Raw genomic sequence first — 20,164 nt, forward strand, 5'->3', positions numbered from 1 at the left:
TTTGCCTGGCGGCCGTAGCGCGGTGGTCCCACCTGACCCCATGCCGAACTCAGAAGTGAAACGCCGTAGCGCCGATGGTAGTGTGGGGTCTCCCCATGCGAGAGTAGGGAACTGCCAGGCATCAAATAAAACAGAAAACCTCAGCCTGATGGCTGGGGTTTTTTGTTTATGTGGTATCAGGCCATACCCTGCAAGAGCATGGGCATGCGACAAACGTGTCGGGAACACGTTTGAACGCCGCGTGCGGCGGCCCCGGAGGGGCGAGTATCAGGATGATGCGCGTATTGTAGGGAACGGCCAGGCATCAAATCAGCATTAACCCCGACCGAAAGGCCGGGGTTTTTTGCTTTTTAAAGCATACTTTTTCGCAAAAATATCCGTCCGCTCACAAAAGTTAATGTAACAACTCCGCAACAAGATACTTCACCTCACAAAATTTCTTTCTCCTGCTTAACTGGATCCTGGGTTATTAGACCCATTCAGGAAGACAGGAGAAGAAAATAAAATGATTGAAACAACAAGTGAATCAAATATTGTGCCGTCGGCGGCTGATACCCGTCGTCGCGTCTGGGCCATTGTGGGGGCTTCATCAGGGAATCTGGTTGAGTGGTTTGATTTTTATGTTTACTCGTTCTGCTCACTCTATTTTGCTCATATCTTTTTCCCAACGGGAAACACCACGACTCAGCTTCTGCAAACCGCCGGTGTCTTTGCCGCAGGTTTTTTGATGCGACCCATTGGAGGCTGGTTATTCGGGTATATTGCCGATAAACATGGACGTAAAAACTCCATGCTTATCTCAGTGTGTATGATGTGTTTTGGCTCGCTGGTCATTGCCTGCCTGCCAGGATACGCCACCATTGGCACATGGGCCCCTGCATTATTGCTTTTAGCACGCCTGTTCCAGGGGTTATCTGTTGGAGGGGAGTACGGCACCAGCGCAACTTACATGAGTGAGGTGGCGGTCGAAGGTCGTAAAGGGTTCTATGCCTCATTCCAGTACGTGACGCTCATTGGCGGGCAGCTGGCCGCGTTGCTTGTTGTGGTTGTTCTCCAGCAAGTGCTAAGTGATGAAGATTTGCGTAGTTGGGGATGGAGAATTCCCTTCGCGGTTGGAGCCGTACTGGCGATAGTTGCTCTCTATCTTCGCCGTTCTCTGGATGAAACATCGGATAAAGCAAGCCGCGCGCACAAGGATGCCGGTACGCTTTCCGGGCTGTGGAAAAATAAAAAAGCCTTCATTATGGTGCTTGGTTTCACCGCCGGCGGCTCCCTGGCTTTCTATACCTTCACCACCTATATGCAGAAATATCTGGTGAATACTGCGGGGATGCATGCGAACACGGCCAGCGCGTTGATGACCTGTGCGCTGTTTATCTTCATGGTACTTCAGCCGTTTTTCGGTGCGCTGTCGGATAAAATTGGTCGTCGAAGTTCTATGCTTTGCTTTGGCGGACTGGCCGCGGTGCTGACTGTGCCTATTTTGACGGCACTGCAGAATGTTAGCTCACCTTATGCGGCCTTTGCTCTGGTGATGGCGGCGATGCTAATTGTCAGTTTTTACACTTCAATCAGCGGCATCCTTAAGGCAGAAATGTTCCCGCCGGAAGTCCGTGCGCTAGGTGTAGGTCTGTCTTATGCAGTTGCAAATGCCTTGTTTGGTGGCTCGGCAGAATATGTCGCCTTATCGCTGAAATCGATGGGCAGCGAAACGACCTTCTTCTGGTATGTCTCTGCGATGGGGGCGCTGGCATTTGCTGTTTCTCTGTTGCTGCACCGTAAAGGCAAAGGGATCAAGCTCTAGAAAGAAAAAGCCCTGCAGTGCAGGGCTTAAACGTTTAGAGAATACGGCTTATTAGTCGGTCGATACGGATACGGCGCAGGCGGCGAATCAGCTTGCGAACTTTCACCGGATATTCGGCGATGCTTTGGAGATCGCGATAATGCTTAACAGCCGTCGTATGGGTGCGGATAAGCTCCAGCTCCTTGGTGCGAATGTCTTCAAGCTCTCTTTTGGGATCGTGAATCAGCAGAGCATTTTCCAGATCCAGGCGCCACGCGCGCGGATTAAGGTTATTCCCGGTCAGCAGCATCCACTCGTTGTCCACCCACATGCCTTTCAGGTGGTAACTGTTATCCCCATCTTTCCACAAACGCACAATCAACTGCCCGGTATTCACATAATATTGCAGGCGGCTCAGGAAGCGGCGCAGATTAATTTCATAGAGATAAGGTAGCGCGCCAATAATCTTGAACGGCTGATCTTCCGGAATATAAAAATCATTCGCTGTCTTATCGCCAACGATAATCTCAACCTGTTTACCGTCCCGCAGCAGCTGTATGATATTGCGGACCAGGACAGCTGGCAGGTTGAAGTATGGCGTGCAGATAGTCAGCTTCTGCTCTGCGCAAGGCATAAGATGGAAGATGGTTTTATTCAGCAGGCTTGATTTTCCCAGACCGACCAGCGGCGTAACCGAGAGCTGATCGTTATCTGCATCACCGTGAAAGATAAAGCTAGCGTCACGCAATTCCTGGCGGAAGAGACGGATATCGTTTTTGATTTCTGGACTTTTTACGCGCTCAGCGACATCTAAGCGATGAACCGCCCGGCCATTTATCAAATTCTGGTTAACCCAGCCATGCATGATATCTGCCAGGGCGCGATTGCGAATGATTTGATAGCGGTCATAGCGATATTTATCGTGCTGATGCAGGTAAACATCGTTGAGGCTGGCGCCGCTATAGATGACGCTGTCATCAATAATAAAGCCTTTGAAATGCAGCACGCCAAGGGCTTCGCGAGTATTGACGGGAACGCCATAGACAGGAACATTCACGTCGGGGAACTGCTCGGCCATGCGGTGATACCAGTCCGCATTGGTGTTGGACGCGGCAACACCAATACGTCCGCGCTGGGCACGGTGCCAGTCAACCAGCACGGAAACATCTAAATCTGGCCGCTGCTGTTTGGCTTGATAAAGCGCGGACAGAATTCCTTTGCCGCCGTCATCCTGTTCAAGATACAACGCAATAATACAAATACGCTGCGTTGCGCTGGCGATTTTTTTCAACAGCGTTTCGCGGAAATCCGCAGGGGAGAACAGGGTTTCTACATCATCAACTGATTGAGAAAGCTTCGGTAACTGGGCAAGGTGTTGTTGATGTTTATTACGCTTAAATTTAGACAACATCACAGTGCTTATCTTCTCTCTTCATTGGATGGCCTTCTGCAAAATCCAGACGTCAGAACTTGCTGATAATACCACTACTACTGCGCAAAGTGAGTATGTTTTCCAGTACCTTACTCACGAATCTGCGCTTTTGCTCAATGGAAGCGTCAGACTTACAATACCGTCTTCCAGCTGAATATCGACGCTGAAACCCAGTTTGCGGGCCAGGGTAATCATGCCCTGGTTGTTCGGCATCGTTATGCCATTCAGTCGCTGAAGGCCATGCTCTCTGGTGTAATCGATGAGCTTAGTCAGTAAGCGTCGGCCGAGTCCGAGGCCTTTTAAGTCGGAGCGAACCAGCACGGCGAACTCGGCATCAACGTTGTCAGGGTCTGAAATGGCGCGTGTGACGCCGAGGATCTCATCGTTGTCTTTTATTCTTCTGACTGCAACGAACGCCATTTCTCGATCGTAGTCGATCTGCGTCATATTGGCTAAATCTTCGTGGGTAAATTCATTGATCTCGCTGAAATAGCGATAGTAGAGATCCTCTTTTGTTACCTGGGCAATAAAACGCTGCAGCTGAGGTTCGTCCTCGGGCAGGATCGGCCGGAACAGGCAGCGGTCACCGTTCTTAAGCTGCACCAGCTCTTCAAGCTGATGAGGATAAGGACGCACGGCCAGCCTGGCATCCGCATCCCCCGTAAATTCGGCCAATTCCAGAGTGACGTCGAGCAGGGTGAATTCACTGCCGGATGCCAGTAGAGGGTGAATATCGAGTCTGACAATCTCGGGGCAATCAACTATCAGGTTAGAAACTTGCACCAGAACTTCGCTGATCCCGGCGATATCCAGCGGGCGTAATGCGCTCCGGCTACGGATCTTGCCGCTTTTGATCGCCTGAATGACAAGGTATCGGGCCAGATTCATGTTTAGCGGGGGGAGGGCTACCGCCGCCTGCCTTTCAGGTCGCCACTCTACGCCGCCTTCGCCCAGCATGATCAATGGACCAAATACCGGATCGTGCTCAACGACGACTCTTAGTTCCTGCGCGCCTGCGCGGTTTGCCATGCTTTGCACCAGCAGGCCGTGAATACGAGCCTGGGGCCAGGCCATTTTTACACGGTCGATGATGGCTTCGGCGGCCTGTTGTACTTCACTGGCCGTTCTCAAATAGAGCATAACGCCCTGAACTTCCGACTTGTGGGGAATATCCGGAGAACGAAGCTTTAATGCGACGGGATAACCAATTTGCTCTGCGATATGCACCGCTTCTGCACTGTCTCCAGCAATCCATGTCGACAGGGTCGTTAAGCCATAAGCTTCAAGCACCGGCCTGACTTCATGGGTATCCAGCGTCGTGGCTCCCTGATGCAAGGCCTGCTGAATCAGATGGTGGGCGTCGCTGGTGTTTGCCGTCAGGTTAGCCGGCAGGGCCGGCGTTTCGCGCAATTGCTTCTGGTTACGGCGATACTCGACCATGTGCATAAACGCCGTGACCGCACCCTCTGGCGTTCTGTACGTCGGAATACCGGCATCGCTAAACAGACGTCTCGCTTCCTGGGAGGAATACTCCCCGCACCAGTTGGTGACAATGGTGAGATATTTGCCACGAGGATGCCGCTGCAGAAGATCGATTAGGGCAAGGGCGCTTGCGGTTCCTGGGGCGGCGGCACTGGGGGAATGGATAACCATTAAGGCATCAAAATCATGGCTATCCAGCAATTTCTCTATGGCCAGCAGGTACCGGCCAGGCGTCGCGTCATCCCGTAGATCTATCGGGTTTCCTGCCTCAACGCCAGGAGGAAGCACGCCCGCAAGAGCCTGCAGAGTTTCTTCACTTAACGTCGCTAGTTTGCCATTACGTATCCAAAGCTCATCAAGGGCCAGCGCCGCAGGTGCCGCGCCGTTGCTGACAATCATCAGTCGCTCACCGCGCAGAGGTCGCATGTGGCTAAGGGTTTCTACGGCGGAAAAGAGCTCATGCGTATCCTGAACCCGAAGTAAGCCTGCTCGTTGTATCGCCGCGTCCCAGGCGGCATCCAGGCCCGGATGGGTTTTCAGCAGCGTTTGTGCTTTGCTGCTGCGCCCGCTTTTGATGACCAGAATCGGCTTGTTACGTGAGGCGCTTCTTGCGGCGGAAACAAAGCGGCGGGCATCGCTCAGATGTTCAAGATACAGCAGGATGGCGCTGGTTTTCGTATCCCTGGCCAGATAATCAAGCAGTTCATCCACGTCGATATCCAGGCTATCGCCAAGCGCAATAAACCAGGAAAAGCCCATCTCGCGCTGCTGTGCCCAGTCCAGAATGGTGTTGGACACTGCGGCAGACTGAGAAATAAACGCCAGTTTGCCCTTTTGAATCGGAACAGGGGAGAAGCTGGCGTTTAACCCTTGCCACGGAGCCAGTAGGCCAAGGCTGTTCGGGCCAAGCAGGCGAATTTGCCAGCGAGCGGCACAGGACAGCAATTCGGGTAATTGCTCAGGTGGGGCAGATAAAATAATGCAGGCCTTGCAGCCTTTATTACCCAGGGCTTCCAGTAGCGTAAGATTTCGCCGGGAATGCGTACAAACAATAGCGAGGTCAGGAGCCAGCGGCAGGCTGGCAATATCCGGCCAGGCAAGCACTCCGCACACGGCTTTGTGAGTCGGCGTCACCGGCATTACCGGGCCATTGAAGCCGCCAGCAAGCAAGTTGCGCATCATTAAATAACCGGCGCGGTCGGCTTTTGCCGAAGCGCCGATAACGGCAATGGATTTTGGACGCAGCAGCGCTTCCAGGCCTCGTTGACTCACGACGCTCTCCCCTGAGTGATGTTCAGGAGAGTCTAAACGTTTTCTTCCACTTCTGCTGTGACGCTGCCCTGATGATGGGGTTTCCCCGCCAGATAGCGCTCGCGGAAAAGAGTGAAATGCTGGGTTAATCCTTTGGACGCTACTACATCTCCCGCCAGTTCTAGCAGGGCTGCGGCGACTTCCGCGGTGCAATACTGGCCGTCCGCATGGGCCTCGCGCAGGCGATAAGCTGAGGTAATACTTAAATCTACGGAAATTATCGGCAGCGCATCGAGATAAGGGCTTTTACGGAACATTTTACGTGCTTCAGTCCACGTGCCATCAAGCATGATAAATAGCGGTGGCTTACCGATGGTTGGTGGGGTGGTCAGTACCTCGCGACTTGCATCGGCATAAGAGGCGGGGAAAACTACCATTGGCTGGTAATCCGGGTTAGCGACAAGATCCAGCAGCGCCTGAGGCGGCTCCGTGCGCGACCATTGAAATGCCTCTGTTTCCGGCAAAATATCGGCAATAAGTCGCCCGGTGTTACTCGGCTTCATCGGTTCGGTGTCAAACATCACCAGGCAAAAGCGACTGCGGGCAAGTTGTGGCTTAAGCGTCTTACACAGGCAATTTTTCAACGGCAGCAGGCAGCGCTGGCAGCGACGAACGCGATTACCCCGGGCGAGAAAGGGACGAGTTGCGCGAGCAAGGCGGGCTGCACGAAGGCGAAGAACGGCGTTTTCGGTCATTAATGAAGGATGTCTGGCTAAAAACGCCATTCTACCGTAGATAGAGAAAGGAGGCCTAAAAAATGCCCCCTTATAATCAGATATTTTCGTCCAGCCAGCTATCAAACGGGGCTTTAGGCATGGCGCCATTCAGCATATCGACGACCTGGCCATTTTTGAAAATCATAATGGTCGGGATGCTTCTGATGCGAAAACGTGCGCTCAGTTCCTGCTCCGCTTCGGTGTTCACCTTCACAAAGCGAACTTTACCGCTGCGTTCTTCAGCAACATCTTCAAAAATAGGGGCGAAGTTCACGCACGGGCCGCACCACGGTGCCCAAAAATCAACCACAACCGGCAGCTCATCTTTCAGGAGTTTATCCAGCGTCGCCGTCGTGGCGTTAACGACTTCACCGTCAAACAGTTCATGGCCGCAGCGACCGCATTTTGCACCGTCATCGATACGTTCGTCAGGAATGCGGTTAATGGCCTGGCAGTCGGCACAAACGGTATTCATAACTAACCTCAAAGAGAATGATTGAAATCGGTGCCATGCACCACGGATGTTTCAAATATGTTACATATTATCGCGAAGATGGGGAGGCCAACAAAGTGATTTATTCGATGAGTACAATAGTTTTTAGCTTTTAAGCAAAGTTAATGGCTAACCCATGGCACATCAGGTAATCTGCGCGCTTCGCGCTCAGCCCGGTGGAGGAAAAATGAACGACGAATTTAAAGGTAAAAGCGGCAAGGTCAAAGTGATGTATGTCCGCGGTGACGACGAAAGCGAAAATCGCGGCCAAAACCCGCGTACGGGCAAAGGCGGTGGGCGTCCTGCCGGTGCGTCACGTGGTGAAGGCGGCGGTCGCCGTCAGGCTCGTCACGATGATAAACCTCGCGGCGGGCGCGATCGTAATGAACGTAGTGACAGAAGCGATCGCGGTGAAGCGGCCTCGCCATGGCGTACGGTTTCCCGTGCCCCGGTAGACTCTTCGCTGTCGGCATCAGACAATGAAGGTACAACTAAACATATCGTTGATCCGGAAGTGATTCGTCGCCAGCGCGCCGAAGAAGCCCGAGTGTACGGTGAGAATGCTTGTCAGGCGCTGTTCCAGAGTCGCCCGGAAAGCATCGTGCGCGCCTGGTTTATCCAGAGCGTTACGCCTCGTTTTAAAGAAGCGCTGCGCTGGATGGCGGCAAATCGCAAGGCTTACCACGTGGTGGATGACGCTGAGCTGACAAAAGCCTCAGGCACCGAACACCACGGCGGCGTTTGCTTCATTATTAAAAAACGCAGCGGCATCAGCGTGCAGACCTGGCTGAACAAAGCCGGGGAAGAAGACTGCGTGCTGGCACTGGAGGATGTGGGCAACCCACATAACCTGGGCGGGATCATGCGCAGCTGCGCACACTTCGGCGTTAAAGGTTTGCTGATTCAGGATGCTTCTCTGCTGGAATCCGGTGCGGCGATTCGTACCGCAGAAGGCGGGGCCGAGCACGTGGTGGCGATCAGCGGCGAGACGTTTGGCGATGGGCTGGAAGCTTTCCGTAAAGCGGGCTACACCATCGTGACAACCTCAAGCCACCAGGGCACCCCGCTGTATAAAGCTGAGCTGCCTAAGAAAATGGTGCTGGTGCTGGGCCAGGAGCGCGATGGCGTTTCCGACACGACTTTTGAAAACGCAGATATGAGCGTAGCCATTGAAGGTACAGGTAATGTTGAAAGCCTCAACGTATCGGTAGCGACTGGCGTGCTGCTGGGCGAATGGTGGCGCCAGAACAAGGCCTAAGGCCTTCTCCAGCTATAAAAAACCAGCGTAATTGCTGGTTTTTTTTCGCCCCGATTTTAGCCATTGTCCTGTGGCAGCTGCGGCACCCAATCGATGGGCTGTTCTCCGCGCCCGGCCAGATACTCATTCGCCTTCACAAAATGCCCGCAGCCCAGAAAACCACGATGCGCAGAAAGCGGAGAAGGGTGCGGTGCGGTCAGGACATGGTGGCGCTGGCGATCGATAATGCTGCCTTTGCGTTGGGCATGAGCACCCCACAGCAGGAACACCACCCCTTCACGGTGTTCATTAATGAGGGCGATAACCTTGTCGGTAAACGTCTCCCAACCAAAATTGGCGTGGGAATGCGCTTTACTCGCTTCGACGGTAAGTACCGTATTGAGCAGCAACACGCCCTGCCGAGCCCAGCTTTCAAGGTAGCCGTGCGTAGGGCGGGTAAAGCCTGGGACAGAAGCCTCAAGCTCTTTATACATATTGACCAGCGAAGGCGGGGGAGCGATTCCTGGACGGACGGAGAAAGATAGTCCGTGCGCCTGGCCTGGTCCATGATAAGGATCCTGCCCCAGAATCACGACTTTGACATCGCCCAGCTCGGTAAAGCGAAAAGCGTTGAAAACATCCTTTTGCGGAGGGTAAACGGTCACGCCCGCTGCGCGCTCTGCCGCGACGGCGCTGAGCGTATTGATAAAGTAGGGCTGCTGTTTCTCTTCTGCCAGCACGTCGTGCCAGGTGAGGTGGGTAGTCATCTCGCTCTCCCGCGAATCTGTATTGTCCGATAGCTTAACTGCTTCTTCCTTCTGAGCAAAATAGTGCGTGGCATCAATGAGCTACAGTGATAAATAAAGTTGAAAATTTACAAAAGTTTTAGCATGGCGCTGACCGTCTAAGTTGATGTAAAACAAATAAAACCAGCTAAAGCCATTTTTAGTGTGTGGATTTAATTGATTTAAGTCAAAGAATCACGCCTGGCGGACTGATATAAGAACAACAAAGCAACAAAGGTTTTACCAATGAGCCAGAGCGCTGGCCCAAAGAATCAGCACATTACCCTGAGGGAGAAATAAAATGATTACTGGTATCCAAATTACAAAAGCGGCAAACGACGAACTTCTGAACTCTTTCTGGCTGCTCGACAGTGAAAAAGGAGAAGCTCGCTGCGTGTGCGCGAAAGCAGGTTTTGCGGAAGATGAAGTGGTTGCGGTCAGTAAACTGGGCCAGTTTGAATACCGTGAAATTCCAATGGAAGTGAAACCGGAAGTTCGCGTTGAAGGTGGGCAGCACCTGAACGTTAACGTTCTGCGTCGTGAAACGCTGGAAGATGCGGTTAAGCATCCGGAAAAATATCCGCAGCTGACCATCCGTGTTTCCGGCTACGCGGTGCGCTTTAACTCCCTGACTCCGGAACAGCAGCGCGACGTGATTACCCGTACTTTCACTGAAAGCCTGTAATTCAGTTCCTGCCGTTGAGAATAAAGAGCGCCTTCTGGCGCTCTTTCACGTTAATAGAATGCATAGTAAACCCGCATCAGCACCCGGTACAGGTTCCCTAAATTTCCTGGGGCTGCCAGCACTACGCTCATTTCTGCGATGACACTATCTTCGCCGTATACGACAGGGCAGGAATGCCGTAAAGAATGATTGTTTGCAGGAAAACGCAGAACCCGGGCAATAAAAAACGCCGGGATTATCCCGGCGTTCATGTTATTCGTCGACTTTTGGCGACTCTGTCGTGGTAGCTGCCGTTGGTTTACGGCGCTTACCGATGTTTTTCTGATCGCGATGGCGCACTTTAACGCGCGGCTTCTCTTTGTCTTTCTCTTTCTTCTTCTCTTCGCGCTTAGCCAGCACTTTCTTGGATGGCTTACCGGTCAGCTTTTCGCTTGGCGCACGCGTCGTTGGGCGCAGTTCGTCGATAACGCGGGATTTCAGAGGCTCTTTCATGTAGCGGGTAATTTTACCCAGCAGCAGATGATCGTGCGCCTCAACCAGCGAAATCGCGGTTCCTTTCATGCCTGCGCGACCGGTACGACCAATACGGTGCAGATAGATATCCGCGGTACGTGGCAGGTCAAAGTTGAATACGTGGCTAACGTCAGGGATATCGATCCCACGGGCAGCAACGTCGGTAGCAACCAGAACGTTTACGCGACCATCGGTCAGGCGCTTGATGGCCTCGTTACGCTTGGCCTGTACCATTTCGCCTTCGAGGTAGCAGGTGTTGATGCCCGCTTCACGCAGCCAGGCAACCAACTCATGCACACGCTCGCGCTTACGCACAAAGACGATAGAGCGGGTGGTATCCGGCTGGTTCAGCAAATGAACGAGTAACTTCGTTTTGTGCTTAACGTCATCGGCGCGATAGTACCACTGATGGATCTTCTTGCGCTCACGCGTGGATGGCGTGGCGGAAACTTCAACCGGATCTTCCAGCAGGCGTTCAGCAAAATCTTTAACCGCGTTGCCTTCCAGGGTAGCGGAGAACAGCATGGTTTGCTTGCGCCAGCGGGTTTCCGCGGCAATGGTTTCAATATCTTGCGCGAAGCCCATGTCCAGCATGCGATCTGCTTCATCGAGGATCAGCGTTTCAACCGCGCGGCAGTCGAAGTTCTCTTCCTTTATGTATTGCAGCAGTCGGCCGGTGGTAGCGACGACAATATCCTGATTCTCGCTGAAAACTTCAGCGTGGTTCATATACGCTACGCCGCCGGTGATGGTGGCGATATCCAGATGGGTATGTTTTGCCAGTTCACGCGCGTGGTCGGCGACCTGCATAGCGAGTTCACGGGTTGGCGTGACGATCAGAATACGCGGCGGGCCAGATTTCTTACGAGGAAAGTCGACCAGATGCTGTAGCGCTGGCAGCAGGTAAGCTGCGGTTTTACCGGTACCCGTCGGTGCTGAACCCAGCACGTCGCGTCCTTCAAGTGCAGGAGGAATGGCCGCAGCCTGGATGGCAGTCGGGCGAGTAAAGCCTTTCTCCTGGAGCGCGTCCAAAAGGCTTTCATCAAGTTCGAGTTCGGAAAAAGTGCTTACAGTCATGGTCTACCTCTGTTTGGGACGCCGATTATAGACATAATGACCGCGATCTTCATCTGTTTGTGTCTTTCCGTAGATGTCCGTTTCACTTATGCTACGGCGGTTTCTTTGCAAGGTAGATAAGATGTCGGATCAAAAAGCGGTATTACGTCGGGATGGTTTCACCTTCAAACAGTTCTTTGTGGCGCACGATCGCTGCGCCATGAAGGTGGGAACAGATGGGACGCTGCTCGGTGCATGGGTGCCGGTAGTTAATGTAAAAAGCGTCCTGGATATTGGCACCGGCAGCGGTTTGCTGGCGTTGATGCTCGCCCAGAGAACCGCTGATGACGTCACGATTGAAGCCGTGGAGCTGGAGCCGGTTGCTGCAGAACAGGCGGCAGAAAACGCCAAAGGCTGCCGCTGGGCTTCGCGTATTCACGTTCACTGCGCGGACATCCGCGAGTGGGCGCAGCAGGCTACTCAGCGCTACTCCTTAATTGTCAGTAATCCGCCTTTCTTTGAGCAGGGCAGTAACTGCGCATCACCAGAACGAGCTCAGGCACGTTATACCACGACGCTGGATCACCAGGCCTTGCTCAGCAGCGCTGAACAACTGATCACCGAAGACGGTTTCTTCTGCGTGATTATGCCGGAAACTGCCGGGACGGCATTCAGCGAGCTGGCGAAATCACAGGGTTGGCACGTTCGTTACCGTACCGATGTGGCCGACAATGAAACTCGCCTGCCGCATCGGGTGATGCTCGCGCTTTCTCCTACGGGCGGAGAATACTACAACGACCGCCTGGTGATCCGTGGGCCAGACCAAACCTACTCTGAAGGCTATTGCAGCCTGACCCAGGACTTCTACCTGTTTATGTAGAGCGGGGAAAGCACGCTTGGGCCGGATTCAGCGAGCTGATCCGGATAATCGAGCGTGTAGTGCAGGCCCCGGCTCTCTTTACGCTGCATGGCGCAGCGCACAATGAGTTCGGCAACCTGCACCAGGTTTCTCAGCTCAAGCAAATTATTTGAAACGCGGAAGTTGGCATAGTACTCATCAATCTCTTGCTGCAGCATGGTAATTCTTCGCAGCGCCCGCTCCAGCCGACGAGTGGTGCGAACGATCCCAACGTAGTCCCACATAAAGAGCCGCAGCTCATGCCAGTTATGCTGGATAACAACCTGTTCGTCTGGATTATCCACACGGCTGTCATCCCAGTCGGGCAGATTTTTACTTTCGCGCGCATACGGCAGTCGCTTCAGAATATCTTCTGCGGCAGACCAGCCATAAACCAGGCATTCGAGCAGAGAGTTTGAGGCCATTCGGTTAGCGCCGTGCAGGCCGGTATACGTCACTTCGCCAATGGCATACAGCCCGTCAACGTCGGTGCGCCCATGTTCATCTACCATTACGCCACCGCAGGTATAATGCGCGGCAGGGACTACGGGAACCGGATCTTTGGTTAAATCAATGCCTAGCCCAAGCAGCTTCTCATAAATAGTGGGGAAGTGCTGGCGAACAAACGCCTCTGGCTTATGGCTGATATCCAGATACATGCAGTCTGCGCCCAGGCGTTTCATTTCGTGATCGATAGCCCTGGCGACGATATCACGTGGCGCAAGCTCGGCACGTTCATCAAACTCCGGCATGAAGCGTGAACCATCCGGACGCTTCAGGTATGCACCTTCGCCGCGCAATGCTTCGGTAAGCAGGAAGTTTCGGGCCTGAGGATGGAACAGCGCCGTAGGGTGAAACTGGTTGAATTCAAGATTGGCGACGCGGCAGCCTGCACGCCATGCCATAGCGATACCGTCACCGGAGGCGATATCCGGGTTTGTCGTGTACTGGTAGACTTTTGAAGCGCCACCGGTGGCTAGAACGACAGATTTCGCACGGCAGGTTTCGACCTTTTCAAGGTTCCGGTTCCAGACCCAGGCACCGACGACGCGCCTTGTGCCCGGCAGGCCAATTTTGTCCGAAATAATTAGGTCTACGGCGTTGCTGCGCTCGATCACCCGGATATTGGGGTGATTGAGGGCTTTGCCGACTAGCGTGGTTTCAACTTCCTTCCCGGTGGCATCCGCCGAATGAAGAATTCGGCGATGGCTGTGGCCGCCTTCACGCGTCAAATGGTAGCTCTCTTCACCATTCGCCAGCGTGTGGGTATCGAACATGACGCCCTGATCAATCAGCCACTGGACGCAGTGCTTTGCATTGCTTGCCACAAATTCTACGGCCTCACGATCGCAAATTCCTGCCCCGGCTATCAGCGTATCGTCAATATGGGAAGCTATGCTGTCGGTTTCATCGAAAACGGCGGCAATTCCCCCCTGTGCATAAAAAGTTGAGCCTTCGTTAACTGGGCCTTTGCTTAGCACAATGACCTTGCTGGTTTGAGCCAGACGCAGCGCGAGAGAAAGGCCAGCAGCACCGCTACCGACAATTAATACGTCACAGATCAGATCGCTATTTTTGTTCATGGTGTTTAATTTACTAAACAATAGTGGCCCGAGCATAGCACCGGGTGGGACGCTGAACACGCTTTTTTTGTTTTAGCGTTGTGCAGACTAAACAGAGTCATCGGTAAAGTCATTGGGAGGGCTCGAGCAAACTGCGTAAATAAATCTCACTACGGAAGGATAAATGGCAGATTAGATGATGAAATACCCTGATTCATGAGATACTCTTCTCGCTAACTTTTTGAGCATTGATTCAGAAGAATCGGCGTTACCGTTTTGCGAAGCGGAATTTATAATGAAAAGATGCAATCCGCTAAACATGACAGAAAAACAAAGGCGTAACGGAACTTTGCTGGCCTCGGGCACTCAAACTCAAAGCTTGCTCAAAAATGCAGGGTTCGAGTGGCATTTCGATTACGCGTGGAAATTGGGTTTGGGGAGACATTACCTCGGATGAGCGAGCAGTTAACGGATCAGGTCCTCGTCGAACGGGTCCAAAAGGGAGATCAGAAATCATTTAACCTACTGGTGATACGCTACCAGCATAAGGTTGCGAGCCTGGTTTCCCGCTATGTACCTTCGGGAGATGTACCCGATGTGGTGCAGGAATCTTTTATTAAAGCTTATCGCGCGCTGGATTCATTCCGTGGCGATAGTGCGTTTTATACGTGGTTGTACCGCATCGCGGTCAACACGGCTAAAAATTATCTGGTTGCTCAGGGGCGGCGTCCGCCATCAAGTGATGTGGACGCTATTGACGCTGAAAACTACGAAAGTGGCAGCGCATTGAAAGAAATTTCGAACCCTGAGAACTTAATGTTGTCTGAAGAACTGAGACAAATAGTTTTCCGTACTATTGAGTCGCTCCCGGAAGATTTACGCATGGCAATTACGTTGCGGGAGTTGGATGGCCTGAGCTATGAAGAGATAGCCGACATCATGGATTGCCCGGTAGGTACTGTGCGTTCTCGTATTTTCCGCGCAAGGGAAGCTATTGATAATAAAGTTCAACCGCTTATCAGGCGTTGACGATAGCGGATTACTGGAAGGGTATTTAGGCATGCAGAAAGAACAACTTTCCGCTTTAATGGATGGCGAATCTCTCGACAGCGAGTTGCTCAATCGCCTGTCAAACGACAGTGAATTGCAGCAAAGTTGGGAGAGTTACCACCTTATCCGCGACACAATGCGCGGAGATACCAGCGAAGTGCTCCACTTTGATATTTCTGCCAACGTGATGGCGGCTATCGCAAATGAGCCTGTGCGTAACGTCGCGCCGCTCGTTACCGAATCTCAGCCGCAGCCTCAGCAGTGGCAGAAAATGCCGTTCTGGCATAAGGTGCGTCCGTGGGCAAGCCAGCTTACCCAAATGGGCGTTGCCGCGTGCGTATCGCTTGCGGTTATCGTGGGTGTGCAGCACTATAATGGCCAGTCTGACAGCACCGCACAGCCGGAAACGCCGGTCTTTAACACTTTGCCGATGATGGGAAAAGCCAGTCCGGTAAGTCTGGGCGTACCGTCTGACACGACCGCCAGCAACAGCAGTCAGCAAGTACAGGAACAGCGTCGTCGTATTAACGCTATGCTGCAGGATTACGAATTGCAGCGTCGTTTACACTCCGAGCAGCTCCAGTTTGAACAGGCGCAAACCCAGCAGGCCGCTGTGCAAGTGCCAGGAAACCAAACTTTAGGAACGCAATCGCAGTAATGAAGCAACTTTGGTGTGCCCTGTCTCTCGTGGCAGGCAGCCTGTTGTTCACCTCCAGCGCCTCGGCGGACACTGTTTCGTCCGGGGCGTTGTTGCAGCAGATGAACCAGGCTAGTCAGTCACTCAATTATGAGCTGGCGTTTATCAATATCAGCAAACAAGGGATTGAGTCCCTTAGTTATCGCCATGCACGTCTTGATAATCGCCCGCTTGCGCAATTCCTGCAAATGGACGGCCCGCGCCGCGAAGTCGTTCAGCGCGGCAATGAAATCAGCTATTTTGAGCCTGGGCTCGAGCCATTCACGCTCACCGGGGACTACATCGTCGATTCTCTGCCTTCCATCGTCTATACCGACTTTAAGCGCCTGACGCCGTACTACGACTTTATTTCTGTCGGGCGTACGCGTATTGCCGACAGATTATGCGAAGTTATTCGCGTCGTTGCTCGGGACGGCACTCGCTATAACTACATTGTTTGGCTCGATACCGAAACCAAGCTGCCGCTTCGCGTTGATTTACTGGATCGCGATGGCGAAACGCTCGAACAGTTCCGTGTTGTGTCATTCTCTGTTGAAAATCAGGCGAGCGGGCTTCTGCAGAATTTAGCAAAAGCGACGTTGCCACCTCTGCTGTCCGTACCGGGTGCGGAAAAGGCCAGTTTTACATGGGCACCGACATGGCTGCCGCAAGGCTTTAGCGAAGTGTCGAGCAGCCGCCGGCCACTGCCAACCGTGGGCGTGCCTATCGAATCCCGACTTTATTCTGACGGGTTATTTAGTTTCTCGGTGAACATCAGCCAGGCCCCGTCTCAGGCAAGTAATGGCGAACAGCTTGTGCGGACCGGTCGCCGGACTATTAGCACAGAAATTCGTGATAAAACCGAAATTACCGTTGTAGGTGAGTTGCCTCCACAAACGGCGAAACGCATTGGCGATAGCGTGAAGTTTAACGGAGCGACACAATGATTAAAGAATGGGCGACGGTCGTCTCCTGGCAAAATGGTGAAGCATTGCTGCACTGTGATGTTAAAGCCTCTTGCAGCAGCTGCGCTTCGCGCTCCGGATGTGGGACTCGTGTCCTAAACAAATTGGGGCCACAAACCAGCCATCTGCTGTCTGTGCCAAGCGAACAGCCGCTGGTTGCCGGGCAAAAAGTGGAGCTGGGCATTGCGGAAGGTAGCCTGTTAGGGTCCGCGCTGCTGGTGTACATGTCGCCGTTGGTCGGACTATTTTTGTGTTCAGGTCTTTTCCAGACGCTGTTTGGTACCAACCTGGCCGCTATGTGCGGAGCTTTGCTTGGTGGCGTAGGGGGCTTCCTGCTTGCTCGCGGTTTTTCCCAGCATTTCAGCCGTCGTGAGAGCTGGCAGCCGGTGATTCTAAGCGTTGCGCTTAGCCCGGATGCAGTGCGCGTCGATACGTCCGCGCCGCCGGCTGAAAATCAATAAATTCCCTTCAAATGACATCTCTTTGCACATCCTGCTTATGGCTTACCTAAGCTTGCAGGATGAGCAGTTTCCTCACTTTCTGGTTGTAGTGTAGAATGCGGCGTTTCAGGCAGAAGACAGTCTCTGACATCCTGCTCCGTACAGCGCGAAGCGCCGAGCTCACAGGCCATTTGTAAGGCATAAAACCTCTAACTATGAAGAATATACGTAACTTTTCTATTATTGCCCACATCGACCACGGTAAATCGACGCTGTCTGACCGTATCATCCAGATTTGCGGCGGCTTGTCCGACCGTGAAATGGCCGCGCAGGTTCTTGACTCAATGGACCTGGAACGCGAACGTGGTATTACCATCAAAGCACAGAGCGTCACCCTCGACTACAAAGCCAGCGACGGTGAAACTTACCAGTTGAACTTCATCGATACCCCTGGGCACGTTGACTTCTCTTATGAAGTGTCCCGCTCGCTTGCGGCCTGTGAAGGGGCGCTGCTGGTGGTGGATGCCGGGCAGGGCGTTGAGGCTCAAACCCTGGCGAACTGCTACACGGCGATGGAAATGGACCTGGAAGTGGTTCCGGTTCTGAACAAAATTGACCTGCCGGCGGCCGATCCTGAGCGCGTGGCGGAAGAAATTGAAGACATCGTGGGCATCGACGCCACCGATGCGGTTCGCTGCTCGGCGAAAACCGGCGTTGGCGTACCTGATGTATTAGAACGCCTGGTGCGCGATATCCCCGCACCGGAAGGCGATCCAGATGCACCGCTACAGGCGCTGATCATCGACTCCTGGTTCGATAACTACCTGGGCGTTGTCTCCCTGATCCGCGTGAAAAATGGCACGCTGCGTAAAGGCGACAAAGTCAAAGTCATGAGCACCGGTCAGGTGTACAACGCCGATCGTCTGGGCATCTTTACGCCTAAGCAGATCGACCGTACCGAACTAAAATGCGGTGAAGTAGGCTGGCTGGTTTGTGCCATCAAAGACATCCTGGGTGCCCCGGTAGGCGATACTCTGACCCTGTCCCGTAACCCGGCGGACAAAGCGCTGCCAGGCTTCAAAAAAGTGAAGCCGCAGGTTTATGCCGGCCTGTTCCCGGTCAGCTCCGACGACTACGAAAACTTCCGCGATGCACTCGGCAAGCTCAGCCTGAACGATGCCTCTCTGTTCTACGAGCCAGAAAGCTCAACGGCGCTGGGCTTCGGCTTCCGCTGTGGCTTCCTGGGCCTGCTGCACATGGAGATCATTCAGGAGCGTCTGGAGCGTGAATACGATCTCGACCTGATCACCACCGCGCCAACCGTAGTTTACGAAGTGCAAACGACCAGCAAAGAGATTGTCTACGTTGATAGCCCGTCTAAGCTGCCGCCGCTCAACAACATTGAAGAGCTGCGCGAGCCGATTGCGGAATGTCACATGCTGCTGCCGCAGGAGTTCCTCGGCAACGTGATCACGCTTTGTATCGAAAAACGCGGCGTGCAAACCAACATGGTTTATCACGGCAACCAGGTTGCGCTGACCTATGAAATCCCAATGGCGGAAGTGGTGCTCGACTTCTTCGATCGCCTGAAGTCCACTTCTCGTGGCTATGCGTCGCTGGATTACAATTTCAAACGTTTCCAGGCTTCCAACATGGTGCGCGTTGATGTACTGATTAATGGCGATCGCGTTGATGCGCTGGCGCTTATCACACACAACGACAACGCGCCTTACCGTGGCCGTGAGCTGGTGGAAAAAATGAAGGATCTGATCCCTCGCCAACAGTTCGACATCGCGATTCAGGCTGCCATCGGCAACCACATTATTGCGCGTTCGACGGTCAAACAGCTGCGTAAAAACGTTCTGGCTAAGTGCTACGGCGGCGACGTCAGCCGTAAGAAAAAGCTGCTGCAGAAACAGAAAGACGGTAAGAAACGCATGAAGCAGGTCGGCAACGTCGAGCTGCCTCAGGAAGCGTTCCTGGCCATTCTGCACGTTGGCAAAGACAGCAAATAATCTAAGGAGTTGGCATGGCGAATATGTTTGCTTTGATCCTCGTGGTAGCCACGCTGGTGACGGGCATTTTGTGGTGTCTGGACAAGTTTATCTTTGCACCAAAACGTCGTGAAAAACCGGCGGCAGCGCAGGCTGCCACCGGTGACGCACTGGACAAAAAGACGCTGAAAAAAGTCGGCCCTAAACCAGGCTGGCTGGAAACCGGTGCGTCGGTGTTTCCGGTGCTGGCGATTGTGCTGGTAGTGCGCTCATTTATTTATGAGCCTTTCCAGATCCCATCCGGTTCGATGATGCCAACGCTGTTAATCGGTGATTTTATTCTGGTAGAGAAGTTTGCCTACGGCATTAAAGATCCTATTTATCAGAAAACCTTAATTGAAACCGGGCACCCTAAACGCGGCGATATTGCGGTATTTAAATACCCTGAAGATCCGCGCCTGGATTATATTAAGCGCGTTGTTGGGCTGCCGGGCGACCGGGTAAGCTACGACCCGCAGTCGAAAGAAGTCACCGTGCAGCCTAATTGCAGTTCCGGCCAGGCCTGCGACAACGCGCTGCCAATCACTTATTCCAACGTGGAAGTCAGTGATTTTGTGCAGACGTTTGCCCGCCGCAACGGCAGTGAAGCCACTTCCGGCTTCTTCCAGTTGCCGAAAGATCAGACCCGTGAAGACGGTGTCCGCCTGAGCGAGCGTAAAGAAACGCTGGGTAACGTCACCCATAACATTCTGACGGTGCCTATCGCTCAGGATCAGGTGGGGATGTACTACCAGCAGTCAGGCTTGCCGCTTGCGACATGGATTGTTCCGCCGGGTCACTATTTCATGATGGGTGATAACCGCGACAATAGCGCAGACAGCCGCTATTGGGGCTTTGTGCCAGAGCAAAATTTGGTCGGTAAAGCGACAGCAATTTGGATGAGTTTCGAGAAACAAGAAGGCGAATGGCCAACGGGTGTTCGTTTAAGCCGAATTGGCGGCATTCATTAAACAATTAATCCCACAAACTAACGACATCCCCTGTCGTTGTGTATAGAATATTCCCGCCTTTAAAGATTGGCTCCCG

The 20,164-nt window shown here is 53.1% G+C and carries 18 protein-coding genes and 1 rRNA gene; 12 read left to right on the forward strand and 7 right to left on the reverse strand.

The features are described 5' to 3' along the window. The first annotated feature begins 4 nt into the window (after positions 1–4). Both rrf and WFK85_RS18675 read left to right on the forward strand, forming a co-directional pair. Positions 5–120 (forward strand): 5S ribosomal RNA (rrf, locus tag WFK85_RS18670). 385 nt (positions 121–505) lie between these two features. Continuing rightward, complete coding sequence (locus WFK85_RS18675; RefSeq protein WP_336708985.1) at positions 506–1,804, forward strand: MFS transporter; 1,299 nt, start codon at positions 506–508, stop codon at positions 1,802–1,804. A 34-nt stretch (positions 1,805–1,838) separates the two neighbouring features. On the opposite strand, the gene pssA is transcribed toward WFK85_RS18675, so the two are convergent. The 4 genes from pssA to trxC all read right to left on the reverse strand — a co-directional run bounded on the left by pssA (position 1,839) and on the right by trxC (position 7,199). After that, on the reverse strand, positions 1,839–3,194 hold the full coding sequence (pssA, locus tag WFK85_RS18680; protein WP_336709025.1) for a CDP-diacylglycerol--serine O-phosphatidyltransferase: 1,356 nt from the start codon (positions 3,192–3,194) through the stop codon (positions 1,839–1,841). A 114-nt stretch (positions 3,195–3,308) separates the two neighbouring features. Then, complete coding sequence (locus WFK85_RS18685; RefSeq protein WP_336708986.1) at positions 3,309–5,969, reverse strand: bifunctional acetate--CoA ligase family protein/GNAT family N-acetyltransferase; 2,661 nt, start codon at positions 5,967–5,969, stop codon at positions 3,309–3,311. A 32-nt stretch (positions 5,970–6,001) separates the two neighbouring features. Next, positions 6,002–6,703, reverse strand: coding sequence for a tRNA-uridine aminocarboxypropyltransferase (locus WFK85_RS18690; protein ID WP_336708987.1), 702 nt, complete (start codon positions 6,701–6,703; stop codon positions 6,002–6,004). A gap of 76 nt (positions 6,704–6,779) precedes the next feature. Further along, a complete protein-coding gene (gene trxC, locus WFK85_RS18695; protein ID WP_336708988.1) occupies positions 6,780–7,199 on the reverse strand; it encodes a thioredoxin TrxC in 420 nt (139 codons plus the stop codon). Between the two features lie 205 nt (positions 7,200–7,404). Between trxC and WFK85_RS18700 the strand changes: the two genes are divergently transcribed. Beyond that, positions 7,405–8,475 (forward strand): tRNA/rRNA methyltransferase, encoded by a 1,071-nt coding sequence (locus tag WFK85_RS18700; RefSeq protein WP_336708989.1) that lies wholly within the window; start codon positions 7,405–7,407, stop codon positions 8,473–8,475. Between the two features lie 56 nt (positions 8,476–8,531). On the opposite strand, the gene ung is transcribed toward WFK85_RS18700, so the two are convergent. Further along, complete coding sequence (ung, locus tag WFK85_RS18705; RefSeq protein WP_336708990.1) at positions 8,532–9,221, reverse strand: uracil-DNA glycosylase; 690 nt, start codon at positions 9,219–9,221, stop codon at positions 8,532–8,534. 319 nt (positions 9,222–9,540) lie between these two features. Here ung and grcA point away from each other — a divergent pair, with 319 nt between their 5' ends. Beyond that, positions 9,541–9,924, forward strand: coding sequence for an autonomous glycyl radical cofactor GrcA (gene grcA / locus WFK85_RS18710; RefSeq protein ID WP_008459527.1), 384 nt, complete (start codon positions 9,541–9,543; stop codon positions 9,922–9,924). Between the two features lie 252 nt (positions 9,925–10,176). On the opposite strand, the gene srmB is transcribed toward grcA, so the two are convergent. Next, a complete protein-coding gene (srmB, locus tag WFK85_RS18715) occupies positions 10,177–11,514 on the reverse strand; it encodes an ATP-dependent RNA helicase SrmB (protein WP_336708991.1) in 1,338 nt (445 codons plus the stop codon). A gap of 121 nt (positions 11,515–11,635) precedes the next feature. Here srmB and trmN point away from each other — a divergent pair, with 121 nt between their 5' ends. Continuing rightward, positions 11,636–12,373, forward strand: a complete 738-nt coding sequence (gene trmN / locus WFK85_RS18720) for a tRNA(1)(Val) (adenine(37)-N(6))-methyltransferase TrmN (protein ID WP_336708992.1) — start codon at positions 11,636–11,638, stop codon at positions 12,371–12,373. Here trmN and nadB read toward each other — a convergent pair. Further along, entirely contained in the window at positions 12,358–13,974 is a 1,617-nt protein-coding gene (gene nadB, locus WFK85_RS18725) for an L-aspartate oxidase (protein ID WP_336708993.1), read from the reverse strand. The two genes, trmN and nadB, sit on opposite strands and share 16 nt — an antisense overlap. Positions 13,975–14,272: 298 nt before the next feature. Here nadB and rseD point away from each other — a divergent pair, with 298 nt between their 5' ends. The 7 genes from rseD to lepB all read left to right on the forward strand — a co-directional run bounded on the left by rseD (position 14,273) and on the right by lepB (position 20,088). Next, positions 14,273–14,410 (forward strand): rpoE leader peptide RseD, encoded by a 138-nt coding sequence (gene rseD / locus WFK85_RS23655; protein WP_166990376.1) that lies wholly within the window; start codon positions 14,273–14,275, stop codon positions 14,408–14,410. After that, entirely contained in the window at positions 14,407–14,982 is a 576-nt protein-coding gene (gene rpoE, locus WFK85_RS18730) for an RNA polymerase sigma factor RpoE (RefSeq protein WP_008459517.1), read from the forward strand. The genes rseD and rpoE overlap by 4 nt, the downstream gene beginning before the upstream one ends. A gap of 31 nt (positions 14,983–15,013) precedes the next feature. Then, positions 15,014–15,661: an anti-sigma-E factor RseA gene (gene rseA / locus WFK85_RS18735; protein ID WP_336708994.1), complete on the forward strand. Its 648-nt coding sequence runs from the start codon at positions 15,014–15,016 to the stop codon at positions 15,659–15,661. Further along, on the forward strand, positions 15,661–16,626 hold the full coding sequence (gene rseB / locus WFK85_RS18740) for a sigma-E factor regulatory protein RseB (RefSeq protein ID WP_008459512.1): 966 nt from the start codon (positions 15,661–15,663) through the stop codon (positions 16,624–16,626). The genes rseA and rseB overlap by 1 nt, the downstream gene beginning before the upstream one ends. Continuing rightward, on the forward strand, positions 16,623–17,105 hold the full coding sequence (rseC, locus tag WFK85_RS18745; protein WP_008459510.1) for a SoxR-reducing system protein RseC: 483 nt from the start codon (positions 16,623–16,625) through the stop codon (positions 17,103–17,105). Before rseB ends, rseC begins: the two co-directional genes overlap by 4 nt. Positions 17,106–17,299: 194 nt before the next feature. Continuing rightward, positions 17,300–19,099, forward strand: a complete 1,800-nt coding sequence (gene lepA, locus WFK85_RS18750; RefSeq protein WP_008459509.1) for a translation elongation factor 4 — start codon at positions 17,300–17,302, stop codon at positions 19,097–19,099. A gap of 14 nt (positions 19,100–19,113) precedes the next feature. Beyond that, positions 19,114–20,088, forward strand: a complete 975-nt coding sequence (lepB, locus tag WFK85_RS18755; protein ID WP_336708995.1) for a signal peptidase I — start codon at positions 19,114–19,116, stop codon at positions 20,086–20,088. The last annotated feature ends 76 nt before the right edge of the window (positions 20,089–20,164 follow it).

Origin of the sequence: Cedecea sp. VD22, from assembly GCF_037150195.1 — a bacterium.
Lineage (GTDB): Bacteria > Pseudomonadota > Gammaproteobacteria > Enterobacterales > Enterobacteriaceae > Cedecea.

What these genes read in the sequence shown, in the direction of transcription:
- WFK85_RS18675 (WP_336708985.1), top strand. Translation starts at nt 506, where the DNA reads ATGATTGAAACAACAAGTGAATCAAATATTGTGCCGTCGGCGGCTGAT.
- ung (WP_336708990.1), bottom strand. Translation starts at nt 9,221, where the DNA reads ATGACTACCCACCTCACCTGGCACGACGTGCTGGCAGAAGAGAAACAG.
- trxC (WP_336708988.1), bottom strand. Translation starts at nt 7,199, where the DNA reads ATGAATACCGTTTGTGCCGACTGCCAGGCCATTAACCGCATTCCTGAC.
- WFK85_RS18690 (WP_336708987.1), bottom strand. Translation starts at nt 6,703, where the DNA reads ATGACCGAAAACGCCGTTCTTCGCCTTCGTGCAGCCCGCCTTGCTCGC.
- srmB (WP_336708991.1), bottom strand. Translation starts at nt 11,514, where the DNA reads ATGACTGTAAGCACTTTTTCCGAACTCGAACTTGATGAAAGCCTTTTG.
- nadB (WP_336708993.1), bottom strand. Translation starts at nt 13,974, where the DNA reads ATGAACAAAAATAGCGATCTGATCTGTGACGTATTAATTGTCGGTAGC.
- lepA (WP_008459509.1), top strand. Translation starts at nt 17,300, where the DNA reads ATGAAGAATATACGTAACTTTTCTATTATTGCCCACATCGACCACGGT.
- grcA (WP_008459527.1), top strand. Translation starts at nt 9,541, where the DNA reads ATGATTACTGGTATCCAAATTACAAAAGCGGCAAACGACGAACTTCTG.
- rseB (WP_008459512.1), top strand. Translation starts at nt 15,661, where the DNA reads ATGAAGCAACTTTGGTGTGCCCTGTCTCTCGTGGCAGGCAGCCTGTTG.
- rseC (WP_008459510.1), top strand. Translation starts at nt 16,623, where the DNA reads ATGATTAAAGAATGGGCGACGGTCGTCTCCTGGCAAAATGGTGAAGCA.
- trmN (WP_336708992.1), top strand. Translation starts at nt 11,636, where the DNA reads ATGTCGGATCAAAAAGCGGTATTACGTCGGGATGGTTTCACCTTCAAA.
- WFK85_RS18700 (WP_336708989.1), top strand. Translation starts at nt 7,405, where the DNA reads ATGAACGACGAATTTAAAGGTAAAAGCGGCAAGGTCAAAGTGATGTAT.
- rseA (WP_336708994.1), top strand. Translation starts at nt 15,014, where the DNA reads ATGCAGAAAGAACAACTTTCCGCTTTAATGGATGGCGAATCTCTCGAC.
- rseD (WP_166990376.1), top strand. Translation starts at nt 14,273, where the DNA reads ATGACAGAAAAACAAAGGCGTAACGGAACTTTGCTGGCCTCGGGCACT.
- rpoE (WP_008459517.1), top strand. Translation starts at nt 14,407, where the DNA reads ATGAGCGAGCAGTTAACGGATCAGGTCCTCGTCGAACGGGTCCAAAAG.
- lepB (WP_336708995.1), top strand. Translation starts at nt 19,114, where the DNA reads ATGGCGAATATGTTTGCTTTGATCCTCGTGGTAGCCACGCTGGTGACG.
- pssA (WP_336709025.1), bottom strand. Translation starts at nt 3,194, where the DNA reads ATGTTGTCTAAATTTAAGCGTAATAAACATCAACAACACCTTGCCCAG.